Raw genomic sequence first — 25,190 nt, 5'->3', positions numbered from 1 at the left:
GCAGTACAACTGAGGAGTGGCAATTCGGTACTGGCTCGGGGTCGCGCAGCGCGATAACGTGCGGCGGGGCGTCGCCATGGGCTTCGCGCAGGCCGGCTACCGGCTGCGCACCACGCTCGAGGGCATGCGGGAGAGCGACGGGGTCGTGTACTACTCGCCGAAGACCGCCGTCGAGGGCGAGCTGCTGCGCGAGTTCACCGCAATCGGGTTCGTCGCCGAGGGGAACGCATACGAATTCCGGAGCCCGGAGACGCCCTCGGGCACCTATGTGCCGTGGCGGCGGCGCATCGACTACGACACGGATGCCGTCAGCACGTCGATCCGCCCGCTCCTGAACGTGCTCGAGTTCACCCGGGAGGATCCCGACTGGGGCTACCAGCTCCGCCGGGGGCTGCTCGAGATCTCCCGGCACGACTACGACGTGATCCGGCGGCAGATGCGCCGCATGTAGGCGCCGGCACGGCATATTCACGGGTGCTCCCGCTCGCCTCAGCCGCGTTGATTAGACTCGCGGCTATGACTGGCGATCTCTGGTGGGTGCCCTCGGCCATACTTCTCGCGTTCGTGGTCCTCGGGGTGAGCCTCGTCGTCGCATCCGCTCGTCGTCGTCGCCGCGACCGCGAACAGGCCGAAGCTGCGGTCGCCACCGAACGCGCACGCGCCGCGGCGATCTCCCTGGTGCGTGCCGATGACCAGGTCGGCGCCGCGACAGACGAACTCGGGTTCGCGGTCGCCCAGTTCGGCGAGGCGGCGACCCGGGACTTCGCCGCGGCCCTTGAACTCTCCCGTCGCCGGCTGCGCGATGCCTTCGCCCTGCAGCAGAAGCTCGACGACAGTGTTCCGGACACCGAGTCCGAACGCCGACACTGGACCGAGCAGATCATCGCGCTCGCCGCGGAGGCGACGACCCGCCTCGCCGAACAGGACCGCGCCTTCACCGCCCGCCGCGGTCGCGAGCGCGACGCCCCGCTCCTCCTCGAGCAGCTCAGCCGGCGCGTCGATCGGGTGACCGACCGGGTCGCAGCGGGCGCGGCGAGCATCGACAGGCTCCGGCTCAGTTACGCCCCCACCGCGCTCGCAGCGTTCAGCGGCAACGTCGCCGAGGCCCGCACTGCCCTCGGGCAGGCGAAACAGGCCACGGATGCCGCCGCCGCTCATCTCGCGGCCGTCCCCGGCTACCCGATCGGCGATGAGCTCGCGGCAGCGGAGCTCGGGCTCTTCCACGCCGGCGAGCTCCTCGACGCGATCGAGACCGGAGAAGACCAGCTCCACATCGGCTACGCGACCCTCAGCGCCGCCCTCGACTCCGCCGACGCCGAGATATCAGAGGCGCGCACCCTGCGCGACGGGCACGAGGAGTCCCTCGCGGCAGCCGACCTGAACCGGGTGATCACCGCCGCCGACGCGATCGTGGCCGAGTTGCGGCATCCATCGCGGGTGAGCGACCCGGCCGCCGACGTCGCCCGGCTGCGCGAGGTGCTCGACGGGCTCGACGTCACCCGGTCTGAGGCCCGCAACCAGCAGCTGCGACTCGACAACGCCCGGGCCGCGCTCTCCGGCGCGCTGTTGGCCGCGCGCAGCCAGGGCACCGTGACCCGCGGCTTCATCGCGGCCAACCCCGGCCGAGTCGGTGCGGAGGCGCGGACCCGCCTCGCCGAGTCCGAGCGGCTCGTCGCGCTCGCCGAGGCCGAAGCCGACCCCGTGACCGCACTCGACGCCGCGCGCCGGGCGATGACCCTCGCAACGGATGCCGACGCCCTCGCCCGCTACGACGCTCGCCTCGCCTGACCGAGGGTAGCCTTTCCCAGTGAGTGAATTCCTGCCGCAGCAGAAGTACCAGGTCCGCTTCGACGTCGGTTTCGCCGGGTTCCAGGCGCTCGCCGGGGATGCGGACGTGATCATCCTCGCGGATGCCCTGCCCGCCGTCGGCGACACGGAACCGGCGACGCCCCTTGGCGAGCACCTTGTGATCGTGGCCGACCTCGGCAACCCGGTGCGCGTCGCCGAGTGGGTGCTCGCGCGCCAGTCCGAGAAGGCCGACCGGTTCTCCGTCGCCGTGATCGCCGTCGGCGAGCAGCGCCGGGACGGATCCCCGCGCCCGGCAGTCGAAGACTTCCTCCTGGCTGGGGAAGTGATCGACGAGCTCTCCCGCCTCGGAATCGACCACTGTTCGCCGGAGGCTGCCGCCCCCTCCGCCGGATTCCTCGGGCTCCATCGCGCCCTGCGTCACCTCGTGAGCGCGTCCGAGACCGCTGTCGCGCTCGGCGTGGCCGGTCGGGGCGACGAGGTTCGGGCCGCCATCGATCTCGCCCGGCTGCACACGGCCACGGATGCCGCCCGGCAATCCGCCGAGATTCGCTGTGTCCGGGAATTCCGGTTTCCGGCCTGACGTTTGAGCAGGGGTACAGTCCAGCATTTCAGCGCCGGCAGTCCGCGCCGACCGGCCACCGGCATCCGCAACCGCCTCGCACCACCCCGATTCACCGACCGAACCAGGAGCACCCCATGAAGGCAGTATTCAACGGCACCACGATCGCCGAAGCCCCGCAGTCCGAGCTCGTCAAGATCGAGGGCAACTGGTACTTCCCGCCGGAAAGCCTCAAGCCCGGTTTCCTCGTGGAGAGCGCGACGCCGTACACCTGCCCATGGAAGGGCGAGTGCCAGTACTACGGCCTCAAGGACGGCGATGCCCTCCTGCAGGACCGCGCCTGGAGCTACCCGAAGCCCTACCCCGCGTCGTTCGACCGGGTCGGTCAGGACTACAGCGGCTACGTCGCCTTCTGGAAGGAAATCTCCGTCTCGGAGTAGTGCGCGTTCCACCATCCTCAGCGTGCGCGCGGGCCGTGCGCGGGCGCGCGGGCGTTCGGGCGTTCGGGCGTTCGGTCGCGCCGTCGCATCCGCTTGCGCCGCCTGCCGGTCGGCCCGCCCAGGAAAAGTTCCGGGATTGGGCTGACCATGCGGCATATTCCCGCTGAGTAAGGACGCGCCCTTGTTCGGGGGGACAATTGGCTGACAGGATTTGCGATCGCGCGTAGTTAAAGTAACGGACCGACAGACATGGTGAGGCTCAGCGGCGGCGGCATGTACAGGCGGCGCACGGCGGAATCCGTGATCGACAAGCTACTGCGCGAACAGACCGGAACGCCGGTGCGTTCCCCGTGGCACCGTTTCCGCGGGCGCTCCCCGCTCGGCAAGCGCTGCGAGGGCTGGTACTTCGCTGCGCTCGGCGAGATCGCTGTCGGGAAGAGTCTCGAGGCGCTCAGCTCCGACTGGACGATCTTTCACGCGCTTCCGATCGGCCTCGAGGGCTGGGATATCGATCACCTGATCGTCGGCCCGGGTGGCGTGATCACGGTCAACGCGAAACAGCACCCCGCGGCACGCATCGTCGTCGACAAGGCCGTGCTGACCGTCAACGGGCGCACGGTGCCCTACCTCCGCCACGCCGAATTCGAGGCGAACCATGTCACCGACCTGATGAGCGACCGGCGCGCCCAGACCGCACCGGTCCGGCCGACTGTGGTCTTCGTCGGCGCCCGGGACGTCAAGGTCAGGGCTCGCCCGCCGTTCGTCACGGTGCTCGGCGTCGACGACCTCGTCGGCTGGCTCGAAGGGCTCCCGGTCGTCCTCGACCAGAACGAGTGCGGCCGGTTCACCGACCTGTTCGACAACCCGGCGATGTGGGCGAACGTGCCCGTCGAAACCGGCGACGACCTGATCGAACGCTTCCAGGCCCTCGATGCCGAGGTCCGTGCGGCCAGCCGCCAGCGCCGCATTTACGTTCCGCTCGCGATCTTCATCGGCGGCGGCGCAGCCTTCTTCGGCATCGTCGGGCTCGTGTCCGAGGCCATGGGCCTCTCCGGCTGACATTCCGGCGGCCGCGTAAGCCAGCGGATGCCGTCGGCCGGGAGCGTCAGCGTCGGCACCGGCGTCGCTCCGGCGAGCACCGGCCCGATCAGCCGCCACGGCGCGCCGCGGCGTCGGCCGGCCTCCCTGTCCGGCCTACAGGCCGGCCGACGCCGCGGCGCGCCGCCGAGCAGCCGCTGTGATCTCCCGGCTCGTCCAGGTGACGAGGTGGTCACTGTTGAAGCCGCGCCCGCACAGCCCGCAGGCGAGGGCGTGCGTCGGCCTCCGGTAGCGATAGTGGATGTGCCCGGCCGGGCAGACGCCCACCCACGGGGCGAGCTCGTTGGCGATCTCGCCGTCGTGCGTGCGTTTGCCGTCGTAGCCCAGGTCCCGGGCGATGGACTTCCACTTCGGGCCGTGGCCGGCGCGCGGGCCGGCGAGCGCGTGACCGACCTCGTGCAGCAGGATCTGGTGCACCTCGTCGTCCTCGTACCCGGAGGCGAGGTAACGCGAGACGGTGATGCGTTTCGCCGTGAAGTTGCACAGCCCGGCGCGTTTCTTGGCGTTGTCGAACGCGAAGGTCCAGCCGGCGTCGAGGTGCAGGTCGATGAGCGCTTCGGCCCAGCGCCGCACGCGGGTGAGGTCCGCCATCAGGGCGCCGCCGCAAATCCGGCGGGCTCGTTCGCTCGTGGCGCCACCCGAATGTCGCGCGCCAGGGGCGTGGGCTGCTCCACTCGAACCGAGTAGAGACTGTCGTCGCCGGCGGCTCGGGTGCCGCGGCCATCCGTGTTGTTCGTCACAAACCACAGTGTGCCATCCGGGCCGGGCACCACGTCACGCAGTCGGCCGTAGGTGTTGACGAACCACGCGCTCGCCGAACCTGTTGAGGAGTCGACCCGCCAGAAAGGATCGACCACGGCACCTCGAGGCCGGAGGCAAGCACGATTGGGCCACCGACCGGCTCGACCGGGCCCGCGCCCTCACCGGGGCCCGGGCCGGGTCCGGTGCTCGGGTCACCCGGTTGGCCCCCGGGGCCAGGACTCGGCACACCGGTTGCACCAGGGGAGGGCGTCCCGGGCGACGGCCCCGACGATGCGGAATCTGCCCTTACCCGGCGCCATAAGGGCCAAAACCGCACTCTCGCGAGACCGGTTACGCGAGTGAGGTTGCGGCGCGGGCGCGGTTTGCAGGGCGGGCGGTGTGCGGTTAGCGGCTCGGGCCCCGCTCGGCGATGATGGACTCGACGACCGCGACGGCGACAAGAGACCCTTCGAGCTGCTCGACGGATGCCCCGGCCTTCTCCCGCAGGAACACGGCAGCGGTGAGGTCGGTGAGGGCACCCTCGAGGTCGCCCTGCTCGAACAGGACCTTCCCGCGGTTCTCCCGGGCGAAGGCCGCAACCGCGCTCCACCCGTGCGTCTCGGCCTCGAGGACGCAGTGGGTGAGCTCGCTCGCGGCCTCATCGAGCTTGCCCTGGAACTGCATCACCTGGGCCCGGCGGATGCGGCTGGCCGCGAGTTCCTCCCGGGAACCGGTGAACCGGGCCTGGCGCAGGGCGGCGTTCGCCATGTCGAAGGCCTCGTCGAGGCGTCCGATCAGGCGCAGCAGCGCGATCTTCTCGTTGAGCGCGGACAGGCTGCGCAACTCGCCGAGTTCGTCGAGGCGCTGCCCGGCGGCGAGCAGGTCGACTTTCTCACGGAGAGTGACGGCGTCGTAACCAATGATGATGGGCAGGGTGTAATCCAGAGGCAAGGGCGGCCGGGTGTGCCGCGGACGATCGGGTTCCCTCACAGGATATCCCGACCATGCCGCGGCGACACCCGTACGGGGGTGTGCCGGCGAACTTTCCGGCCCCGCCCCGGTCCGCTCGCCGCACCCCGCTAGTACCCCGTGTACGTGTCCTTGACGTACGAGTCGACTCCGGAGGCCATGCACGCCTTCATCGACGACGCGTAGCTGCTCCAGTTCGTCGCAGCATCAGAGCCGTACATGCTGAGGTTCTCGCCGAACGATCCGACGATATTAATGAACGTTCCCACGTCACCGGTCACCGCCCCGATCGGCACCGCGCCGCTGTACCCCGTTTTCGAGGCGATCCGGGTCTGGAGGTCGGCCTTGGCGGCGTTGAAGATATCCTCGGCCGTCGCGTTCGGGCCGAGCCCCGCGCCGGCGCCCAGCGTGGGAGTCGCGCTGGTCGAGGACGGCAGGGTGAGGATCTCGCCCGTGCCGTTCGCCCAGTCGTTGAGGCACTTCGTCGCGAGCATCGCGAGGTCGACCTGTGCCTGGATGACCGTTCCGGCCTTGTCGATCGCATCGGCGACCGCACCACCGGCTCCCGCGGCCCGGAGGCCGGCTGCCGCGAGCTTCAGCCCGACGGCGGCGACCTTGGCGACCATCAACTGGGCGAGGGACACCCCTGTCGCGACGGTGATCACGGCGGCGAGCATCCGCTGGCTGATCGAACTGAACCAGTTGCCGACCTTCTCGGCGGTGCTGTAGCGGTGCACCTTGGCCTCGACGTAGCGGTCCCTGTCCATGATCACCCACGCGGTCTGGTCCCTCGACGCGTCGGCGTAGTCCCAGCCGTCGAAGCGGTTGCCTTCGATGCCTTCTGCCTGCAGCTGCACGGTGGTCCCGCGCTTGTACCGGTTGCCGGCCCCTCCCGGGCAGTTGCCGGGCGTGGTCGCCGACAGGTCCCTCCCGGAGATCGAATAGCAGATGACCTTCAGGTCGAGGGCGTTCAGGCCGGAGACGTTGCCGTGGGCATCCACGACGCGTGTCGGGCCGGTGCCGTCGGTGCTTCCCGCAACCGAATAGGTGAACTGCCCCGCAACGGTCACGGCGGTGCCTACGCTGCGGCCCGGTCGGGAATACAGCGGCGGGCATCCGCCGTCGTCGACGACGATCTTCTTGGCGGTCTCCTGGTCGAGTGCGGATGCCTGGCCCGAATCGTCGATGACCCGAACGTTCAGCCCGATGGGCGCGCAGTACTCGAGGCGATAGGTGCCGCCGCCATAGACCTTGGCGCGACCTTCGAAGAAGCCCTGGGAGGCGCCGAACTCCGCCATTTCGTCCAGGCCCGAGGCGTTCACCAGGCTCGTGATCGGCACGAGATTGGGGGACCCGGCGATGGCGGCGGGCAGCAGGTAGCCGGCCTGGCCCCGGGGCAGTTCGCCGGCGCGTTCGCAGAAACTCTCGTCGGCTGACAGGGGGGCGATCATGTATGAGCCGCCCTGCGGAAGGTTCACGATGGGCGGCTTGCAGCTCGTGTTGTACCAGCCGGCTGTCAGCGTGATGGCGCTGTTGACCCGCGCGAGGTCGATCTCCGTTCCCCCGGAAGTCCCCTGGCTGCCGTTCCAGACGACACCCTGCTCGCTGCTGCTGCTCCAGCGCACCGAGGCGGTGTTGCCGGTGTAGCCGCGCCAGCCCATGATGCCGTACTCCGGCTCCGTCGTGGTCAGGTGCAGGCGTCCCGTGGCGACCATCGAATCCGTGGTGGTGACCACGTGGTAGCCGCCGAGTGCGCTGTTGCTGGTCGTGGCCGTGGATGCGACGTCGCCGCACTGCGTGAGGGGGCCGTCGTGTGCCCACGAGGCGCCGACGGGCGTGCCATAGCGTCCGTTGAAGTAGTCTCGAATCGCTTTGGAGACGACGGTGACCGTCACGCACTTGACCATGCTGAACTGGGCGCCGACCTGGAACCTGTCCGCCCAGGGCACGGTGAGTTGTGTTGTGGCGGTGGTGGCACCGCTCGTGAGTAGCTGTCCGGTCGGAGCCGCCAGCAGCGTCGTCGGGGTGTTGTCGCGTGACGAGCCGCCGAGCCAGGAACCGAACGTGGCGGTGGGCTTCGCCGTGGCCACGACGGTGATCTTCGTTCCGGGAACGTACCCGGCCTCGCCGCCGACGGTGCATGCTCCGGACAAGGGCTGCAGTCCCCAGCTGCTGTATGGCCGGTCGGCGGCCGTCACCACGACGCTGCCGCCCTCGGTGACGGGGAGGTCGACCACAGTGCAGGCCTTGACGCGGAATGTGGCGGTGACCGCTCGATCGGCGTCCATCACGACCTGGGCGTAGAGGTCGCCGGTGCGGGTGGCTCCGGTGAGAGTGTCGAGAATGAACTCGGTGGCTCCGGAATCTCCGGGAAAATTGGCGGGGACGAGCATCATGTCCACAACGGTGCCCGCCGCGTAGCGGGGGAAGCCGGCCTTCTGGTCTGCCAGCTCCTGGGGAGTGGACGCGTACGGACTCGCGCAGTTCGGCCGGGTCATTGCGCGCGCCCAGCCCTGCGCGTAGGGGTCGAGCAGGCCCCAGTCCACCGTGGGGGTCAGCTTCAGGGTGAAGCAGGTCGGCGCGTAGTGCTCGGTGTAGCCGACCTGGATGAATCCGGTCACGACAAACAGGAAGGACCGTCCCTGCGCAAGACGCATCGAGCCGTCGATCGTCCAGCTGTCGACGGCGTAGTCGGGATGCGCGTATGCCGTGGCGCGCAGCAGGCTGCCGGTGACGACGCCCTGCCCGTCCCTGCCGCAGCGTTCGGCGGTGCCGTACTCGATGGTTCCGAAGACGATCGGGTATGCACACAGCCTGGCGTCGGCCGATCCGCTCACGACGGCGCCGGGGGCGTCGTCTCGGGAGATGAAGGTGACGCTGTACTCGGTGCTGACGGGTGCCGACTGGGCGGTCGTCACCGGGGTGAGCGTGCAGCTGCCCGCGAGCGCGGGCCCGTTGCATCCGACGCCGGGGAGGTCGAAGTACACCCGTCCCACGGCGGCGGCACCGGTCGTCGTGGTGGTCCAACTGGCGGTGATCGGCTCCCCGTACACCCACTGGTCGGGGGTCGGGGAGAACGTCACCGCTAGGTTCGTGCCCCGGGCCGACGCGGTGAATTGCGTCACACTGTGCGACGCTTCGTTGTCGGCGTCGCCGTCGTAGCGCGCGTACAGGGTGTTCTCGCCCATCCCCACGGAAGCCCCGGGCAGGGTGCATCCGCCGGTCCCGTCCGCGGCGCAGAGGATGTCGTCCCAACCGGTGAGGATGATCGTGCCGGTGGGCGCGGGGCTGGTCTGGGAGCCGGCCTGCAGCACCCGGGCGGAGATCGGGAGGGCGTCGCCCGCGCGCGCCCCGTCCGGAACGACCACCGCGACGCTCGTGGCGCGTTTGACCACGATGGCGGTCAGGACGGCGGTCGCGGCACTCGCGTCGACACCGTCACCCGGTGTGGACGCGGCCACGGCGAGGGAGCCGGCGTGCAGGGTGGGGACCGCGACCGTGCCGCGGAAGAACCCGGTGGCGCCGCTGCGGGTCAGGTTCAGGGGATAGTCGGTGCCCAGCACGGTGACCGTGGCCGGCACCGAACGGGAGGACCCCGTCAGGGTGCCGCTCGGCTCGGCCGTGACCGTGACCGTGAGGCTGTCGCCGACCGTGACCGGCTGAACGGCCAGGGACAGGTCGGTCGTGGGCGCGCTGACCGCGATGTCGAGGACCGGGCTCGACGTGGTGGCCCTCAACGGCCCGTACTCGACACTGGCGTGCACGGTCAGGGTGCCTCCGCGGAGGTTGGCGACGGTCACGGTTCCGCTCAGTCCCCCCGGGGACCGGAACAGTTGCGTGGTGCCGATGACCGTGCCGGTGGCGTCCAGGAGATCCGCTCGTGTGCCGGCGGCGAGTCCCGTCGACGAAAAGGAGAGCCAGGCGGCGGTGACGGTCAGCTCGACGGACGTGCCGGCGACGAGCGCTGCGCCGGGGTCGGTCCGGGAGACCGTGAGCTGGGGGACGGGAACCGGCTGCACCGTCGTGACGGCGGGGTCCGAAGCGGCAGGCGCCAGTTCGCTGGCCGCGGTGAAGGTGACCACCGCACGGATGCCGCGGGCCCCGGCCACGAGCAGGGTGGGCGCTGCCGTGCCGTGGCCGGACGCATCGAGGGTGATTGTGCCGAGGTCGCTGACCCTGGCATCCGGGTCCGTCGCCGTGAGGTTCACCTGGGTCACGAGGTCGAGCGGAACGCCGCTGAGGTCGACCGTCACCGGGAAGGCGGTGCCGAGCGGCGCAGACGCCGGGGAGCCGACGGTGATCGAGGGGGTGTAGTTCTGCAGCTCGGAGACCGGCAGCACGTCGGTGCGCGTGGCATAGAGGCCGTCGCCGGTGTACTCGGCGCGGAGCACGGGGTGCGCACCAGGCGTGGACAGCCGCAGGGTGACCGAGCCGTCTGCCAGGTTGCCCGTGGCGATTATGCCGCCGGAGGCATCCAGGATGCGGATGCCGCCGGTCGGAACGGCGCGGTTCGGTGCCGACGCATAGGTGAGGCTGAGGGTGCGGTCGCTCGGGGTGAGGTCGCCCGTCCAACCGAAGACAGGGGCCGAGGCGATCGCCCGGGCGACCGTCAGTGCACCGGTCGCGTTCGACGGCTCGTACTGAAACGTCGTGTCGAAGTAGGAGGCCTGCACGGCGAAAGTGCTCGCCTGGGTCGGAGTGAACGTGTAGCGGGCCGTGCCGTCGGCGGCGAGGTCCACTCGTGCGGAGGAGCGGTCCGGCAGCGTGAAGGTCACGGCCCCTGGCAGGGTCGGCTCGCCTGCGGCCGCCGTCGTCGCGGCGACGAGCGTGACGGGGGTGCCGATCTCCACCGTGTCGACCGTCACGGCCCCGGCCGAGATAGTGAGCATGGTGCTGGTGAGCCCGGCGCCGATCGAGACGCTCTGTCCGGCGGATGTGGCCGGGGCGTGATCGGCGTCGCCGACCACGGTCGCCGCCAGCGTGTAGCTGCCGATCGGCAGGAGTCCCGTGAGAACGACGCTGCCGGTGCCGTGCTGGTCAGTGACGGTGACGGTGCCGGTGGCCACGAGGGCGGAGGTGCGGGTGTTGCGCACCTCGACCGTGCGCGGTCCGTCCAGGTCCGAGGTGACGTCGACGGTCACCGCGTGGGCGCTTCCGTGCGGCACCAGGGTCGGTGAGGAGGCCGGCTGCAGGGCGGCGGAGACGCTCGTACGGGCCGGGGCGATGGCGATCGTCGAGGTGGTCTCGGAGGCCTCGAATCCGGTGCCCGGAACGAAGACGAAGCGCAGGGCGCTGCTTCCCGCGTGGAGGGCGGTCGTGGGGATGCTGAGCGTCTGGGTCAGCTTGGACGACTCGGTGAGCAGGGTCTGGCCCGCCCAGACCTGGATCGTCCCCTTCACGACGGTGCCGTAGTCGGCGTTCGGCGCCGTCACAACGGCGGAGGCGTTGATCACCGTCCCGAGGGTGAACGGCGGGTTGTAGACGGTGGCGACGATCTGGGTCTGGTCAGGGACGATGACCGCGCCGACCTGGTAGTGGCCGGAGCTGGGCTTGAACAGGGCGGATCCCGAGGAGTCGGCGGTGATGTACGGATCGAGAAGGAGGGTGACCTGCTTCTCCGCCGAGCCGTCGACGAGCGTGAGAGTCTCGGTGGTCCCGTCGATGGTGAGGTCGACGGTTCCGTCCGGCTTCATCGACGTGGCGTAGGTCGGCGCGACCGTCACGGTCACGGTCGCCGGTCCGTTCACCGCGGCGCCGGCATCCGTGCTGATGGTGACCTCGGTGTCGGCGAGGAACGACCAGATGTGCACGTTCGAGGTGCCGGCGGCGACGGCGGTACCGGCCGGTTCGAAGCTGAAGCTGAGCGGATGCGAGCCCGGATCGAGGGGAACTATGCCGTTCAGGGAGGCGCGGGCGACGTGCGGGTCGCCGGGCGCGAGGGCCAGGGCGACCCGGGCGCCGAGGGGGACGGCGCCGTCGAGGAACTGCACGGTGCCCATCGGGTCGCCGTCCGGCACGGTGACCTCTGCCGAGAGGACGGGTGTCGCGCCATAGCCGTCGAATCCGATGGTGAGCACGGGTTCGATCATTGCGGGGGCGACCGCCGTCGACGGGGTGACGCTGGCCGCCTGGGCGGGTGCCGTCACGGTGACGGCCGGAACGACGCCGGCGATGAGGGCGACGACCACGAGCATGGCGACCCGGCCGCCGGCGGCCGTCAGGGGCAGGGTGCGCCGCCACGGGCGGCGCGGTGCGCTCATGCCCGCGGTCGTCGCGGCGGATGCGCCTGGCACGGCCGCGACGATGACGGCGAGGGCCGCCCCGGTGAGGGCGAGGAGTGCCGCGAGGATCGCCGCGAGCACGAGCAGCCCGGTGGCGCTGGTGCCGTCGCCGTCGATCGCGCGCGATGCAGCGGTGCCGGCCCAGGTGAGGCCAGCGGATACTCCGGCGCCCACGACGACGAAGAGAAGCAGGGGGACCAGGCGCTGGCGCAGGCCGATGATCGCCGTGCGGACAAGCGCTCGGAGGGAGCGGGGAGCGTTGAGGGTGGCCGCGAGCAGGGCGGGCAGGAGGAGGAGCAGGGCCAGCGTCGGAACGGACGGGATGGCGGCCACGAGGGCGATGCGCGTGCCGCGGGTGAATCGCGTCCCCTCCGGCTCGCGCACGCGGGCGCTCCGCACGAACAGGACACCGGCCAGGATCAGCGCCGCAGCGCTCGCGGGAAGCGCCAGGATCGTGACGAGCACCAGAGCGACGAGCGTCAGCAGCAGGGCCAGCGCGAGCCGGGGAAAGGCGCGCGCCGCGCCGAGCAGAGAGCGGCTGACCCGGGGCGCGCTCGCGCGAACGCCCTGGGGGAGGTGGGCCCGACGGTGCAGGACGCCGACCGCGACGATCCCGAAGACCAGGAGGGCGGCACTGACGACGGTGATGAGCGTGGTGACGATCGTGGCCCAGACGCGTGCGCCGTCTGCCGTTTCGGCCAGCCGACCGCCGACGAAGGTACCACCGAGCAGGAGGAAGGCCATCAGCAGGAGGGGGCCGGCGGCCACGGAGGCAGCGGCAACGCCCGCAGTGCGCAGCAGCATCATTGGCGACACGCTGCGGCGTAGTCGCTCGGAAAAGGACACACGTTCGAACTCGACAGCAGACATCGCTCGGACCCCCGGAGATCAGCGCGCTACCGTGCACGACAGTGTCTCGGAGCCTAGTGGTATTTTCGGCCTCGATCGGGCTTTTTATTGCAACGATTTGTCTCCGTCGCCGGGGGCCCCTTCGTGGTGCCGCAACGTCACCAAACGTTCATGTCACGCTCGGGCTCAGTTGCCGATCTGGAACACCGTGCGGCCGGGCAGCGGGGACGGCGTCGCCGTCGCATCCGTGGTCACGAGCGCGGTCGCCATGAACTGGCGCAGCTCCGCGCCCTCGACGACCTTGGCCGGGTGCGGCCCGCCGGCGAGCAGCCGCGGCACCCAAGTCAGGTCGACCGGCGAGAGCGTCGCGACGAGCACGATGTTGCCGAACCGGCGCCCCTTGAGCACCTGGGTCTCGGCGAGGCCGATCACGTGCGGGAACACCGCGGAGAGCGTCGCGGCCTGCGCGCGCGCGAAGGCGAGCCCCGGCCCGTCGGCGACGTTCACGACGAGCACCCCGCGTGGGCTCAGCAGCGGCCGGGCGAGCTCGTAGAATTCGCGGCTTGTCACGTGGGCAGGGGTGCGCGCCCCCGAGAAGATGTCGACGACGACGAGGTCGGTCGTGCCGTGCAGCCCGGCCGGCAGCTTGGCGAGCACCTCGCGGGCGTCGCCGTGCCGCACCCGCAGGTTCGCGCGCTTGTCCCAGGGCAGTTCGGCCCGCACGAAGTCGATCAGGTCGCTCTCGATCTCGACGACCTGCTGCCGCGAGCCGGGCCGCGTCGCCTCGACGTACCGGGGGAGCGTGAGCGCACCCGCACCGAGGTGTACGGCCGTGATCGCTTCGCCCACGTCCCCAAGCAGGTCGATGACATGCCCGATCCGCTGCACGTACTCGAAGAACAACTCGTCCGGGTTGTCGATGTTCACGTGCGACTGCGGCGTGCCGTCGACGATGAGCTCGAAGCTCCCCGGAACGAACCGGTCCGGCACGATTTCCGCGGTCAACCCGCTCAGCTTCAACGTGACCGACGGATGCTGCACTTCTGACCTGCTCATCCCCCCAGTCTCCCCCAGTCTCCCCGCGCACCCCCGCGCACCCCCGTGCCCGGGCCGCGAAAGCGGGTGAATCGTCGGTTAGAGCGCGCCATAACGACGATTCACCCGCTTTCGCGAAAGAGCGGGGGTGGCGGATGCGGCGGGTTATACCTGAGAAAATGGTGAAGGTCAAGATTGGGGTGGACAGAGGGGGAAAGACAGCCTATAGTTGATCTTTGCGCTCCCAGACAAATCTATGCCTTCATATTGCGGTCGGCTTTGCGTGCTCAAGCCACCTTGAGGCATACCTCGTTTCAAACTGAGGGTCTGGGGAGCGTACTCGGAATTCATTACTAACAGTGACTAGACCTGACGGGGTCTACGGAGGTTATTTCCTTGGCTGCTGCGCGCAACGCAACCACCAACTCACCCAAGAACGGCCGCGCTGCAGGGCGTCTGTCGTTCGCAAAGATCACAGACAATCTGACGGTCCCGGACCTGCTCGCCTTGCAGACGGAGTCCTTCGATTGGCTTGTCGGAAACGACAAGTGGAAGAAGCGTGTCGAAGAAGGTCAGGCGCAAGGTCGCCAGGACCTCCCGACCCGCACCGGGCTCGACGAGATCTTCGAAGAGATCTCCCCGATCGAGGACCTCGGCGAAACGATGCAGCTGTCGTTCACCAACCCCGAGCTCGAGCCTGAGAAGTACACCATTGACGAGTGCAAGGAAAAGGGCAAGACCTATTCCGCACCCCTCTATGTGAACGCTGAGTTCATGAACCACCTCACCGGTGAGATCAAGACCCAGACCGTGTTCATGGGTGACTTCCCGCTGATGACCCCCAAGGGCACCTTCGTGATCAACGGCACCGAGCGTGTCGTCGTTTCACAGCTCGTGCGCTCGCCCGGTGTGTACTTCAACCGCGAGCAGGAGAAGACCTCCGATAAGGACATCTACTCCGCCCGCGTCATCCCGAGCCGTGGAGCCTGGCTCGAATTCGAGATCGACAAGCGCGACCAGGTCGGCGTTCGCATCGACCGCAAGCGCAAGCAGTCCGTGACCGTGTTCCTCAAGGCACTCGGCCTCACGAGCGAGCAGATCCTCGAAGAGTTCAAGGGCTTCGCGTCCATCGAGCTCACCCTTGAGAAGGACAACATCCTCACCAAGGAAGAAGCCCTCAAGGACATCTACCGCAAGCTGCGCCCCGGAGAGCAGGTCGCCGCCGAGGCAGCCCGCGCGCTCCTCGACAACTTCTTCTTCAACTCCAAGCGTTACGACCTGGCCAAGGTTGGTCGTTACAAGATCAACCGCAAGCTCGGCATCGAAGCGCCGCTCAGCTCCTCCGTGCTGACCCTCGAAGACATCCTCGCCACGATCAAGTACCTGGTTGCCCTTCACGACAACCAGACCACGATCTCCGGCATCCGTGAGGGCGTCCCCACCGACATCCGCATCGACATCGACGACATCGACCACTTCGGTAACCGTCGTATCCGCGCCGTCGGCGAGCTCATCCAGAACCAGGTCCGCACCGGCCTGTCCCGCATGGAGCGCGTCGTCCGCGAGCGCATGACCACGCAGGACATCGAAGCGATCACCCCGCAGACCCTGATCAACGTGCGCCCCGTCGTCGCCGCGATCAAGGAGTTCTTCGGAACCAGCCAGCTGTCGCAGTTCATGGACCAGAACAACCCGCTCGCCGGACTGACGCACAAGCGTCGCCTGTCCGCGCTGGGCCCGGGTGGTCTGTCCCGTGACCGCGCCGGCGTCGAGGTGCGAGACGTTCACCCCTCGCACTACGGCCGCATGTGCCCGATTGAAACCCCGGAAGGCCCGAACATCGGCCTGATCGGTTCGCTCGCCTCGTTCGCGCGGATCAACGCCTTCGGTTTCATCGAGACCCCGTACCGTCGCGTCGTCGACGGCGTCATCACGACGACCATCGACTACCTGACCGCGAGCGAAGAAGACGAGTTCATCGTCGCCCAGGCCAACGCGCCGCTGACCAAGGACGCCCGGTTCGCCGAGCCCCGGGTCCTCGCGCGTAAGAAGGGTGGCGAGGTCGACCTCTTCCCCGCAGAAGACATCGGCTACATGGATGTCTCCCCGCGCCAGATGGTGTCCGTCGCGACCTCCCTCATCCCGTTCCTCGAGCACGACGATGCGAACCGCGCCCTCATGGGTGCGAACATGCAGCGCCAGGCCGTTCCTCTCCTCATGAGTGACAGCCCGCTCGTCGGTACCGGCATGGAGGTCTTCGCGGCCATCGACGCCGGCGACGTCATCACCGCCGACAAGTCGGGTGTGGTGATGGAGGTTTCGGCCGACGTCGTCACCATCCAGCTTGACGAGGGTGGCACGCAGGACTACTACATGCGCAAGTTCGCGCGCTCCAACCAGGGCACGAGCTACAACAACCGCGTCATGGTCACCGCAGGTGAGCGGATCGAAGCCGGCGAGGTCATCGCCGACGGTCCCGCCACCGACAACGGAGAGCTCGCCCTCGGTAAGAACCTCCTCGTGGCATTCATGCCGTGGGAAGGCTACAACTACGAGGACGCGATCATCCTGAGCCAGAACCTGGTCAAGGACGACACCCTCTCCTCGATTCACATCGAGGAATACGAGGTCGACGCCCGCGACACGAAGCTCGGCAAGGAAGAGATCACCCGCGACCTGCCGAACGTCTCCCCGGACCTGCTTGCAGACCTGGACGAGCGTGGCATCATCCGCATCGGCGCCGAGGTTCGCCCCGGCGACATCCTGGTCGGAAAGGTCACGCCGAAGGGCGAGACCGAGCTTTCCGCCGAGGAACGCCTGCTGCGCGCCATCTTCAACGAGAAGAGCCGCGAAGTTCGCGACACCTCGCTCAAGGTGCCCCACGGTGAGCGCGGAACGATCATCGGCGTCAAGGTGTTCGACTCGCAGGATGGCGACGACGAGCTCGGCTCTGGCGTCAACCAGCGTGTTGCCGTCTTCATCGCCCAGAAGCGCAAGATCACCGAGGGTGACAAGCTCGCCGGCCGTCACGGCAACAAGGGTGTTATTTCCCGCATCCTGCCGATCGAGGACATGCCGTTCCTCGCCGACGGTACCCCGGTCGACATCATCCTCAACCCGCTCGGTATCCCCGGTCGCATGAACTTCGGCCAGGTGCTCGAAACGCACCTCGGCTGGATCGCGAAGCAGGGCTGGGACGTGGAAGGCAAGCCCAAGTGGGCCGCCAACCTGCCCGAGCAGGCGCACCACGCCGCACCGAACACCAAGGTCTCCACCCCGGTGTTCGACGGCGCGTTCGAGATCGAGATCGAGGGTCTCCTCGACTCGACGACGAAGACCCGCGACGGCGTGCGACTGATCGACTCCACCGGAAAGACGCAGCTGTTCGACGGCCGCTCCGGCGAGCCGTTCCCGAACCCGATCTCGGTCGGCTACATGTACATCCTGAAGCTGCACCACCTCGTCGACGACAAGATCCACGCTCGTTCGACCGGTCCGTACTCCATGATCACGCAGCAGCCGCTGGGTGGTAAGGCGCAGTTCGGTGGACAGCGATTCGGTGAGATGGAGGTCTGGGCGCTCGAGGCATACGGTGCCGCGTACGCCCTGCAGGAGCTCCTGACCATCAAGAGCGACGACATCCTCGGCCGCGTCAAGGTGTACGAGGCCATCGTCAAGGGTGAGAACATCCAGGAGCCGGGCATCCCCGAGAGCTTCAAGGTCCTCATCAAGGAAATGCAGTCCCTGTGCCTGAACGTCGAGGTGTTGTCCTCGGACGGAACCGCCGTCAGCCTGCGCGACACGGATGACGAGGTGTTCCGCGCTGCGGAAGAGCTCGGCATCAACATTTCCACCCGCTTCGAATCATCCTCGATCGACGACATCTAGGGCCGGGCAGAATGACAAATACTCCGAACACTCTTCAAGGAGAGAAATTGCTCGACGTAACCACGTTTGACGAGCTTCGAATTGGCCTGGCGACCGCAGACGACATCCGTCGCTGGTCGCACGGTGAGGTCAAGAAGCCCGAAACCATCAACTACCGCACGCTCAAGCCGGAAAAAGACGGCCTGTTCGGCGAGCAGATCTTCGGACCGTCCCGGGACTGGGAATGCTCATGCGGTAAGTACAAGCGAGTTCGCTTCAAAGGCATCGTCTGCGAGCGTTGTGGCGTAGAGGTCACCAAGTCGTCGGTGCGTCGTGAGCGGATGGGCCATATCGAGCTCGCCGCCCCCGTCACCCACATCTGGTACTTCAAGGGAGTCCCCTCCCGTCTCGGCTACCTGCTGGACATGGCACCGAAGGACCTCGAAAAGGTCATCTACTTCGCTGCGTACATGGTCATCACGGTCGACGAAGACGGCCGTCACCAGGACATGCCGGGCCTTGAGAACGAGCTTCGCCTCGAGATCAAGACCCTCGAAGGCCAGCGCGATTCCCGGATCGCCGACCGCCTCGTCCGCCTCGAAACCGACCTCGCCGCCCTTGAGGCAGAGGGCGCCAAGAGCGACCAGAAGAAGCGCACCAAGGACGCCGCCGAGAAGGAAATGGGGCAGGTCCGCAAGTCCCTCGACGAGCAGATCGCGCACCTCGAGCGCGTGTGGGAAGACTTCCGCACCCTCAAGGTCGGCGACCTCAAGCCCGAGGACAGCGTCTTCCACGAGCTCCAGGACCGTTTCGGCATGTACTTCGAGGCCTACATGGGCGCCGAAGCCATCAAGAAGCGCCTGCTGGCCTTCGACCTGGTCACCGAGAGCGAAAACCTGCACCTGCAGATCGCCGAGGGCAAGGGCCAGAAGAAGATCCGCGCCATCAAGCGTCTCCGCGTGGTCAACGCCTTCATCATGACCGGCAACTCGCCGGCCGCGATGGTGCTCGACGTCGTCCCGGTCATCCCGCCCGAACTGCGCCCGATGGTGCAGCTCGACGGTGGCCGTTTCGCCACGAGCGACCTCAACGACCTCTACCGTCGTGTGATCAACCGCAACAACCGCCTGCGTCGCCTCCTTGACCTCGGTGCCCCCGAGATCATCGTGAACAACGAGAAGCGGATGCTGCAGGAAGCTGTCGACGCACTGTTCGACAACGGTCGTCGCGGCCGTCCCGTCACCGGAACAGGCAACCGCGCCCTCAAGTCCCTGAGCGACATGCTCAAGGGCAAGCAGGGTCGTTTCCGCCAGAACCTCCTCGGCAAGCGCGTCGACTACTCCGGCCGTTCGGTCATCGTCGTCGGCCCGCAGCTCAAGCTGCACCAGTGTGGTCTGCCCAAGCAGATGGCACTCGAGCTGTTCAAGCCGTTCGTGATCAAGCGCCTGATCGACCTGAGCCACGCTCAGAACATCAAGGCCGCCAAGCGCATGGTGGAACGTTCACGCCCGCAGGTCTGGGACGTGCTCGAGGAGATCATCCGCGAGCGCCCGGTGCTGCTGAACCGTGCGCCCACCCTGCACCGCCTGGGCATCCAGGCCTTCGAGCCTCAGCTCGTCGAGGGTAAGGCCATCCAGCTGCACCCGCTCGTGTGTGCCGCGTTCAACGCCGACTTCGACGGTGACCAGATGGCTGTGCACCTGCCGCTGTCGATGGAGGCCCAGGCCGAAGCGCGCATCCTGATGCTCGCCTCGAACAACATCCTGAAGCCGTCCGACGGCCGCCCGGTGACCCTGCCCACCCAGGACATGATCATCGGTCTGCACCACCTCACGACGCTCAAGGAAGGCGTGATCGGCGAAGGCCGCTCGTTCTCCTCGATCGCCGAGGCGATCCTGGCCTTCGACCAGAAAAAGGGAGAAAACCAGGGCCTCGACCTCAACGCGAAGGTACGCATCCGTCTGACGGACAAGTACTTCGAAGAGGGCACCCAGCCGGAAGGCGTGGAACTCGTCAACGGCCAGGCCGTCGGTACCGTGCTGGTGAACACCACGCTCGGCCGCGCGATCTTCAACGAGGCCATGCCGGTCGACTACCCGTACTTCGAAAAGGTGGCCGACAAGGGCAGCCTCTCGGCGATCGTCAACGACCTCGCCGAGCGGTACCCGAAGGTGGAAGTTGCCGCGACGCTTGACCGCGTCAAGGACGCCGGTTTCTACTGGGCCACCCGGTCCGGTGTGACCGTCGCGCTCAGCGACATCCTCACTCCGCCGGACAAGCCCGAGATCGTGGCCCGCTACGAGAAGCTCGCCGCCAAGGTGCAGTCGCAGTTCGAGAAGGGTCTCACGACCGACCTCGAGCGCCGCCAGGAGCTCATTCAGATCTGGACGAAGGCGACCGAAGACGTCGCCGAGGCCATGCAGAAGAACTTCCCGAAGGACAACACCATCAACCGCATGGTCACGTCCGGTGCTCGTGGTAACTGGCTGCAGGTGCGTAACATCGCCGGCATGCGAGGCCTCGTGAACAACCCGAAGGGTGAGATCATCCCTCGCCCGATCATCTCGAGCTACCGCGAAGGCCTGTCCGTCGCCGAGTACTTCATTGCTACTCACGGTGCCCGTAAGGGTCTGGCCGACACCGCCCTCCGTACCGCCGACTCCGGGTACCTCACCCGTCGTCTCGTGGACGTCTCGCAGGATGTCATCATCCGCGAAGACGACTGCGGAACGACCAAGGGCCTCGAGTTGCCGATCGCGATCGTCGACCCGCTCGGAAACCTGGTTCGCCACCCCAACGTGGAGAACGCGGTTTACGCTCGCAGCCTGGCCGCAGCCGCGGTCAACGCAGCCGGCGAGGTTGTCGCCGACGCCGGAGACGACGTCGGAGACGTGCTGATCGAGAAGCTGGTCGAGGCCGGCATCGAGACCATCAAGGTGCGTTCCGTGCTGACGTGTGAGTCTGCCGTCGGTGTGTGTGCGGTCTGCTACGGCCGTTCGCTCGCGACCGGCCTGCTCGTGGACATCGGAGAGGCCGTCGGCATCATCGCCGCACAGTCGATCGGTGAGCCCGGCACGCAGCTGACCATGCGTACCTTCCACACCGGTGGTTCGGCATCCGCTGACGACATCACCCAGGGTCTGCCGCGCGTCCAGGAGCTTTTCGAAGCACGTACCCCCAAGGGTGCGTCGCCCATCGTCGACACTGCCGGACGCATCACGATCGAGGACACCGACCGTAGCCGGAAGGTCATCCTGACCCCCGACAACGGCGACGAGCCGATCGCGTACCCGGTGCTCAAGCGCTCCACCCTCCTCGTCGAGGATGGCCAGCACGTCGAGCTCGGCACGCAGATCATCATCGGCGCCGTCGACCCGAAGGAAGTTCTTCGCGTCAAGGGTGTCCGGGCCGTGCAGAAGCACATCGTCGGTGGCGTCCAGGACGTCTACCGTTCGCAGGGTGTGCCGATCCACGACAAGCACATCGAGGTCATCGTCCGCCAGATGCTCCGCAAGGTCACCGTCGTCGAACACGGCGACACCGGCCTGCTCCCCGGCGAGCTCGTCGACCGGTTGAAGTACAACGAACTCAACCGTGCGGCACTCACCGAGGGCAAGAAGACGGCATCCGCTCGTCAGGAAGTCATGGGAATCACCAAGGCGTCCCTGGCGACCGAGTCCTGGCTGTCGGCTGCTTCCTTCCAGGAAACCACCCGGGTTCTCACCCAGGCGGCCATGGAAGGCAAGAGCGACCCGCTGATGGGCCTCAAGGAGAACGTCATCATCGGAAAGCTGATCCCGGCAGGCACCGGCCTGCCCCGTTACCGCGACGTCACCGTCGAGGCAACGGAGGAGGCCAAGGCCGAGCGTTACCCGAACCGCATCTTCACCGATGATGCCGCGTTCAACGAGGGTGACCTGAGCTTCGTCGACTTCGACAGCTTCTCGTCAGACGACTTCACGCCCGGTACCTACAAGTAGCGTGTAGTTCTCTCAGACGGATGCCCCTCTCACTTCGGTGAGGGGGGCATCCGTCGTTAACGCCCCGTCGCTGGAGCGCCGGCGACACTCGGCGCGCCGGGCAATTCTCGACGGAAGCGGTGGTGTGACGCGCTGGGCCGCGCCGGGTACCCTGTGATGGGGCGCAGGTATTTCCGCGTCTCGCGAGCACGAGGGCAGCATGCAACTTCTACTGGCACGCATCAGCGCGGCCGTCACCGGGGCGATGGGACTCATGGTGCTCGCAGGCTGGTATCTCGGTGCGAGCACCCTGCCGGCCCCATTCGCCGGCCCCTGGTCGATGAAGCCGACGCCGGCCTTGGCTCTCATCATGCTGTCGCTGGCCCTGTTCCTGCTCGAGCGGCGTCGGGTGGCCCTGGTCCTGGGGCTTCCCGTCGCCCTGCTCGGCGCCCTCACCCTCGCCGAAGACATTCTGGGCGTGACGCTCGGCGTCGACAGACTGCTGCCCGGCATCGCCTTCGGCGGTCAGGATCCGCGCATGGCGCCGGCGACGGCCGTTTCACTGATACTTATGGGCATCGCCGTCTGCGCGAGCCTGCTGCCGCGGGCGTCCTGGATGCTCGGCCTCGCCTTCGGCTCGCTGACCGTGAGCCTGCTCGCACTGCTCGGCTACGCCTACGGGGCGTCCTCGCTCTACACCTTGGGCGGGTACACGAGCATGGCTCTCATCACCGCTCTTGCGGTGGCGTTCGCGTCGGTCTCGATCCTTCTCACCCGGCCCGACAACGGCCTCGTCGGATTGCTGCGCGACCCGGGTAGCTCAGGGCGGCTGCTCCGGCCCGTCGTTCCGCTCCTCCTGCTCGGCCCCTTCGTGCTGGGCTGGCTGCGACTCTGGGGCGAGCGACAGGGCTGGTTCGACACGGTGCTCGGTGTCGCCTTCATGATCGCCACGATGACGGTGGTCGGCATCGGCCTGAGCTGGGTGGCCTCCCGTAGGCTCCGCGACCTCGACCGGCAGCGCGACTCCGCCATGGTCGCGATGGACGCGGCCAACCACGCCCTCGAGACGGCGGTGGAAAGCCGCACCCGTGAACTCGTGCAGGTCGCCGACACGCTGCACACGCTCGTCGCGATCGCCCCGGTGGGCATCGTGCAGATGGACGCGGCGGGCGGACTTCTCACTGCCAACGACCAGTGGCATGCCCTGAGCGGCCTCACCAGGGAACAGTCCCAGCGGGACGGGATGGCCACCGCCATCCACCCCGACGACTCCGAACGCGTGCGCCGCGACTGGGCCGCCGCGATCGGCGCCGGGGTTGCGTACGAGGCGATGATGCGCTTCCGCACCCCGGGCGGTCAGGTCAACTGGGTACAGGTGAGCACCGCGCCGATCCGGGACGCCGGTCAGGTCACCGGGCACGTGGCCACGGTCACCGACGTGACCGCGCTCCACGCTGCGGAGCAGGCGGTCTCGGCCGCGCGGGCACGGTTCGAGGCGGCGTTCGCGTCGTCACCGCTCGGCACGGCGATCGTGGATCTCGACGGCAGGGTGGTGGCGGCCAACCCGCGGCTGTTCGAGCTCGCCGGGCCGGCATCCGTTGTCGTCGACCAGCACATTGAGGCCATCTTCATGCCGCTCGATGCCGGAGCGCCCGGCGACCGCACGTCGGAGGTGTTCGACGGGCCCTCCACGCGGCAGCGCATGGACCGGCGGATGCTCCGGGTCGACGACGAGGAAACCTGGGTCAAGGTGAGTATCGCCGAGATCCCCGCCGGGGAGCAGGCTGGCGCACTGCTCTACCAGGTGGAAGACATCACCGCCCGCCGCCTCGCCGAGGCCCGAGTGGAGCACCTCGCGTTCCACGACCCGCTGACCAACCTGCCCAACCGCCTGTTGCTTCTCGACCGGCTCAACCAGGCGCTGTTGCAGTCATCCCGGCACGGGCAGGGCGTGGCCGTGCTGTTCATTGACCTGGACCGGTTCAAGTTCGTCAACGACAGTCTTGGCCACCACATCGGGGACGCCGTGCTCACCGAGGTCGGGGTGCGGCTCCGGCAGCAGGCGCGGTCCACCGATACGGTGTCCCGCATCGGCGGAGACGAATTCGTGATCATCTGTCCGGGCGTGGCCAGCAGCCAGGACGTGAACACCCTCGCCGACAACCTGCAGCGGGCAATCGCCGAACCGATCCGGATCGGGGACCTGGTCGCATCCGTCGACGCGAGTATCGGCATCGCCTTCGGCGTCGGCCACGACGACGCAGAGGCGCTACTCCGCAACGCGGACCAGGCCATGTACTCGGCCAAGGGTCGGGGCCGGGCCCGCTACGAGGTCTTCGACGACGACCTGCGCGGCCGCATCGACCGGCGGCTGGACACCGAGCTCGCCCTCCGCGACGCCGTCGAGCTCGGCGAGATCGAGACCTGGTACCAGCCGATCGTCGATCTCCAGGAGGACACGGTCGTCGCCACCGAGGCTCTCGCCCGGTGGCGCCGCCCCGAGCGCGGCATCGTATACCCGGGCGAGTTCATCGCGATCGCAGAGGAAGTCGGGTTGATCAATGGCATCGGCGTGACCGTTCTCGGTCAGGCCTGCCGGGCGGCCGTGACCCTCGACGGCGGCCTCGCGGTGAGCGTCAACGTCTCTCCACGACAGTTCGCGCAGGATGACTTCGGCGTCGTTGTCAAACGCGCGCTGGCGGAGAGCGGGTTGCCTCCCGAGCGCCTCTGGATCGAACTGACGGAGAGCGCCGTGCTCGAGGCGATCGACTCCGCGGCCCGGACCTTGCAGGAGCTGAGGGAACTGGGTGTCAAACTGGCGATCGACGACTTCGGCACCGGCTATTCCTCCTTCACGCACCTCCGCGCCTTCACCGTCGACCTGCTCAAGATCGACCTCACCTTCGTGCGCGACCTCGAACGCTCCGAACACGACCGCGCGATCGTCGAGGGCATCCTGCGCCTTGCCGATTCGCTCAGACTCGACGTCGTCGCCGAGGGCATCGAGTCGGCCGGCCAACGCGACCTGCTCCGGTCCATGGGCTGCCGCTACGGGCAGGGCTACCTCTTCTCCAGGCCGGGCCCGTCACCGCTGCCCGTCGTGAGCTTCGACCGCTGACCGACGCGCGCGCCAGCGGTCGAGTACGGGGAGGCGCGCGAATGAGGTCGATCGGTGAGCCGGCACGCAGATCCCCTCACCGAGTTCCGGCGGGCGGGTCCGCGCTCCAGTGCTGTCCTAGCCTCGCGAGATTGCTGGTGGATCAGCGGTTTTCATAGCGGCGCCTCACTCGCGGAGTTCTCACATAACGGATGCCCCTCTCGCCTCGGCGAGGGGGTATCCGTCGTTAAGTGCTCCCGTTCTTCCCTGTACCCGAGAGCCTGCTCTTGAGACTCGATGCCGGCAGCCTCACCGGGCCGGCGGCATCCGTGGCGCCCGCGCCGGTTTACGAAGGCCGCGCCCGCCTAATGTCATGCCCGCGGCGGCCGCCTGTTCACCCTGCTCGGCTTCGGGTCGGCGGATGCCCGGCGCCCCGGCGCGCGCCGGCGCCGCTTCGGTCTCGACGAATTCGCGCAACTGGTCAGC

At 68.0% G+C, this 25,190-nt stretch carries 14 protein-coding genes; 8 read left to right on the top strand and 6 right to left on the bottom strand.

Annotated elements, in window-relative coordinates; genetic code table 11:
* Positions 1-16: 16 nt before the first annotated feature.
* From RCH22_RS13860 to RCH22_RS13840, 5 genes are all read left to right on the top strand, one after another.
* Complete coding sequence (locus RCH22_RS13860) at positions 17-451, top strand: EVE domain-containing protein (RefSeq protein WP_327014454.1); 435 nt, start codon at positions 17-19, stop codon at positions 449-451.
* A 65-nt stretch (positions 452-516) separates the two neighbouring features.
* Positions 517-1,788, top strand: coding sequence for a hypothetical protein (locus RCH22_RS13855; RefSeq protein WP_327014453.1), 1,272 nt, complete (start codon positions 517-519; stop codon positions 1,786-1,788).
* A gap of 19 nt (positions 1,789-1,807) precedes the next feature.
* Complete coding sequence (locus tag RCH22_RS13850; RefSeq protein ID WP_327014452.1) at positions 1,808-2,389, top strand: hypothetical protein; 582 nt, start codon at positions 1,808-1,810, stop codon at positions 2,387-2,389.
* Positions 2,390-2,505: 116 nt separating this feature from the next.
* Positions 2,506-2,808: a DUF427 domain-containing protein gene (locus tag RCH22_RS13845; protein WP_327014451.1), complete on the top strand. Its 303-nt coding sequence runs from the start codon at positions 2,506-2,508 to the stop codon at positions 2,806-2,808.
* 249 nt (positions 2,809-3,057) lie between these two features.
* The gene (locus RCH22_RS13840) at positions 3,058-3,867 is read left to right on the top strand and encodes a nuclease-related domain-containing protein (protein WP_327014450.1); all 810 of its coding nucleotides are present in this window, start codon (positions 3,058-3,060) and stop codon (positions 3,865-3,867) included.
* 135 nt (positions 3,868-4,002) lie between these two features.
* Here RCH22_RS13840 and RCH22_RS13835 read toward each other — a convergent pair whose 3' ends face one another.
* The 5 genes from RCH22_RS13835 to RCH22_RS13815 form a co-directional block, all read right to left on the bottom strand.
* Entirely contained in the window at positions 4,003-4,497 is a 495-nt protein-coding gene (locus RCH22_RS13835; RefSeq protein WP_327014449.1) for a SprT-like domain-containing protein, read from the bottom strand.
* Positions 4,497-4,763, bottom strand: a complete 267-nt coding sequence (locus RCH22_RS13830) for a hypothetical protein (RefSeq protein WP_327014448.1) — start codon at positions 4,761-4,763, stop codon at positions 4,497-4,499. Before RCH22_RS13830 ends, RCH22_RS13835 begins: the two co-directional genes overlap by 1 nt.
* Positions 4,764-5,052: 289 nt before the next feature.
* On the bottom strand, positions 5,053-5,598 hold the full coding sequence (locus RCH22_RS13825; protein WP_327014447.1) for a hypothetical protein: 546 nt from the start codon (positions 5,596-5,598) through the stop codon (positions 5,053-5,055).
* Positions 5,599-5,726: 128 nt separating this feature from the next.
* The gene (locus RCH22_RS13820) at positions 5,727-12,704 is read right to left on the bottom strand and encodes a hypothetical protein (protein WP_327014446.1); all 6,978 of its coding nucleotides are present in this window, start codon (positions 12,702-12,704) and stop codon (positions 5,727-5,729) included.
* Between the two features lie 228 nt (positions 12,705-12,932).
* The gene (locus RCH22_RS13815) at positions 12,933-13,802 is read right to left on the bottom strand and encodes a fused MFS/spermidine synthase (RefSeq protein ID WP_327014445.1); all 870 of its coding nucleotides are present in this window, start codon (positions 13,800-13,802) and stop codon (positions 12,933-12,935) included.
* Between the two features lie 375 nt (positions 13,803-14,177).
* Between RCH22_RS13815 and rpoB the strand changes: the two genes are divergently transcribed.
* From rpoB to RCH22_RS13800, 3 genes are all read left to right on the top strand, one after another.
* Positions 14,178-17,669 (top strand): DNA-directed RNA polymerase subunit beta, encoded by a 3,492-nt coding sequence (rpoB, locus tag RCH22_RS13810; RefSeq protein WP_134449706.1) that lies wholly within the window; start codon positions 14,178-14,180, stop codon positions 17,667-17,669.
* 47 nt (positions 17,670-17,716) lie between these two features.
* Positions 17,717-21,628, top strand: a complete 3,912-nt coding sequence (locus RCH22_RS13805) for a DNA-directed RNA polymerase subunit beta' (RefSeq protein WP_322138823.1) — start codon at positions 17,717-17,719, stop codon at positions 21,626-21,628.
* 199 nt (positions 21,629-21,827) lie between these two features.
* A complete protein-coding gene (locus RCH22_RS13800; RefSeq protein WP_327014444.1) occupies positions 21,828-24,725 on the top strand; it encodes an EAL domain-containing protein in 2,898 nt (965 codons plus the stop codon).
* Between the two features lie 288 nt (positions 24,726-25,013).
* Here the strand turns inward: RCH22_RS13800 and RCH22_RS13795 are convergent, their stop codons facing one another.
* The gene (locus RCH22_RS13795; protein WP_327014443.1) at positions 25,014-25,181 is read right to left on the bottom strand and encodes a hypothetical protein; all 168 of its coding nucleotides are present in this window, start codon (positions 25,179-25,181) and stop codon (positions 25,014-25,016) included.
* Positions 25,182-25,190 lie beyond the last annotated feature (9 nt).

The sequence above is a fragment of the Cryobacterium sp. GrIS_2_6 genome (assembly GCF_035984545.1).
Classification (GTDB): Bacteria; Actinomycetota; Actinomycetes; order Actinomycetales; family Microbacteriaceae; genus Cryobacterium.
Note: the sequence above shows the minus strand (reverse complement) of the source record. Positions and strands in the feature narration are given on the sequence as shown.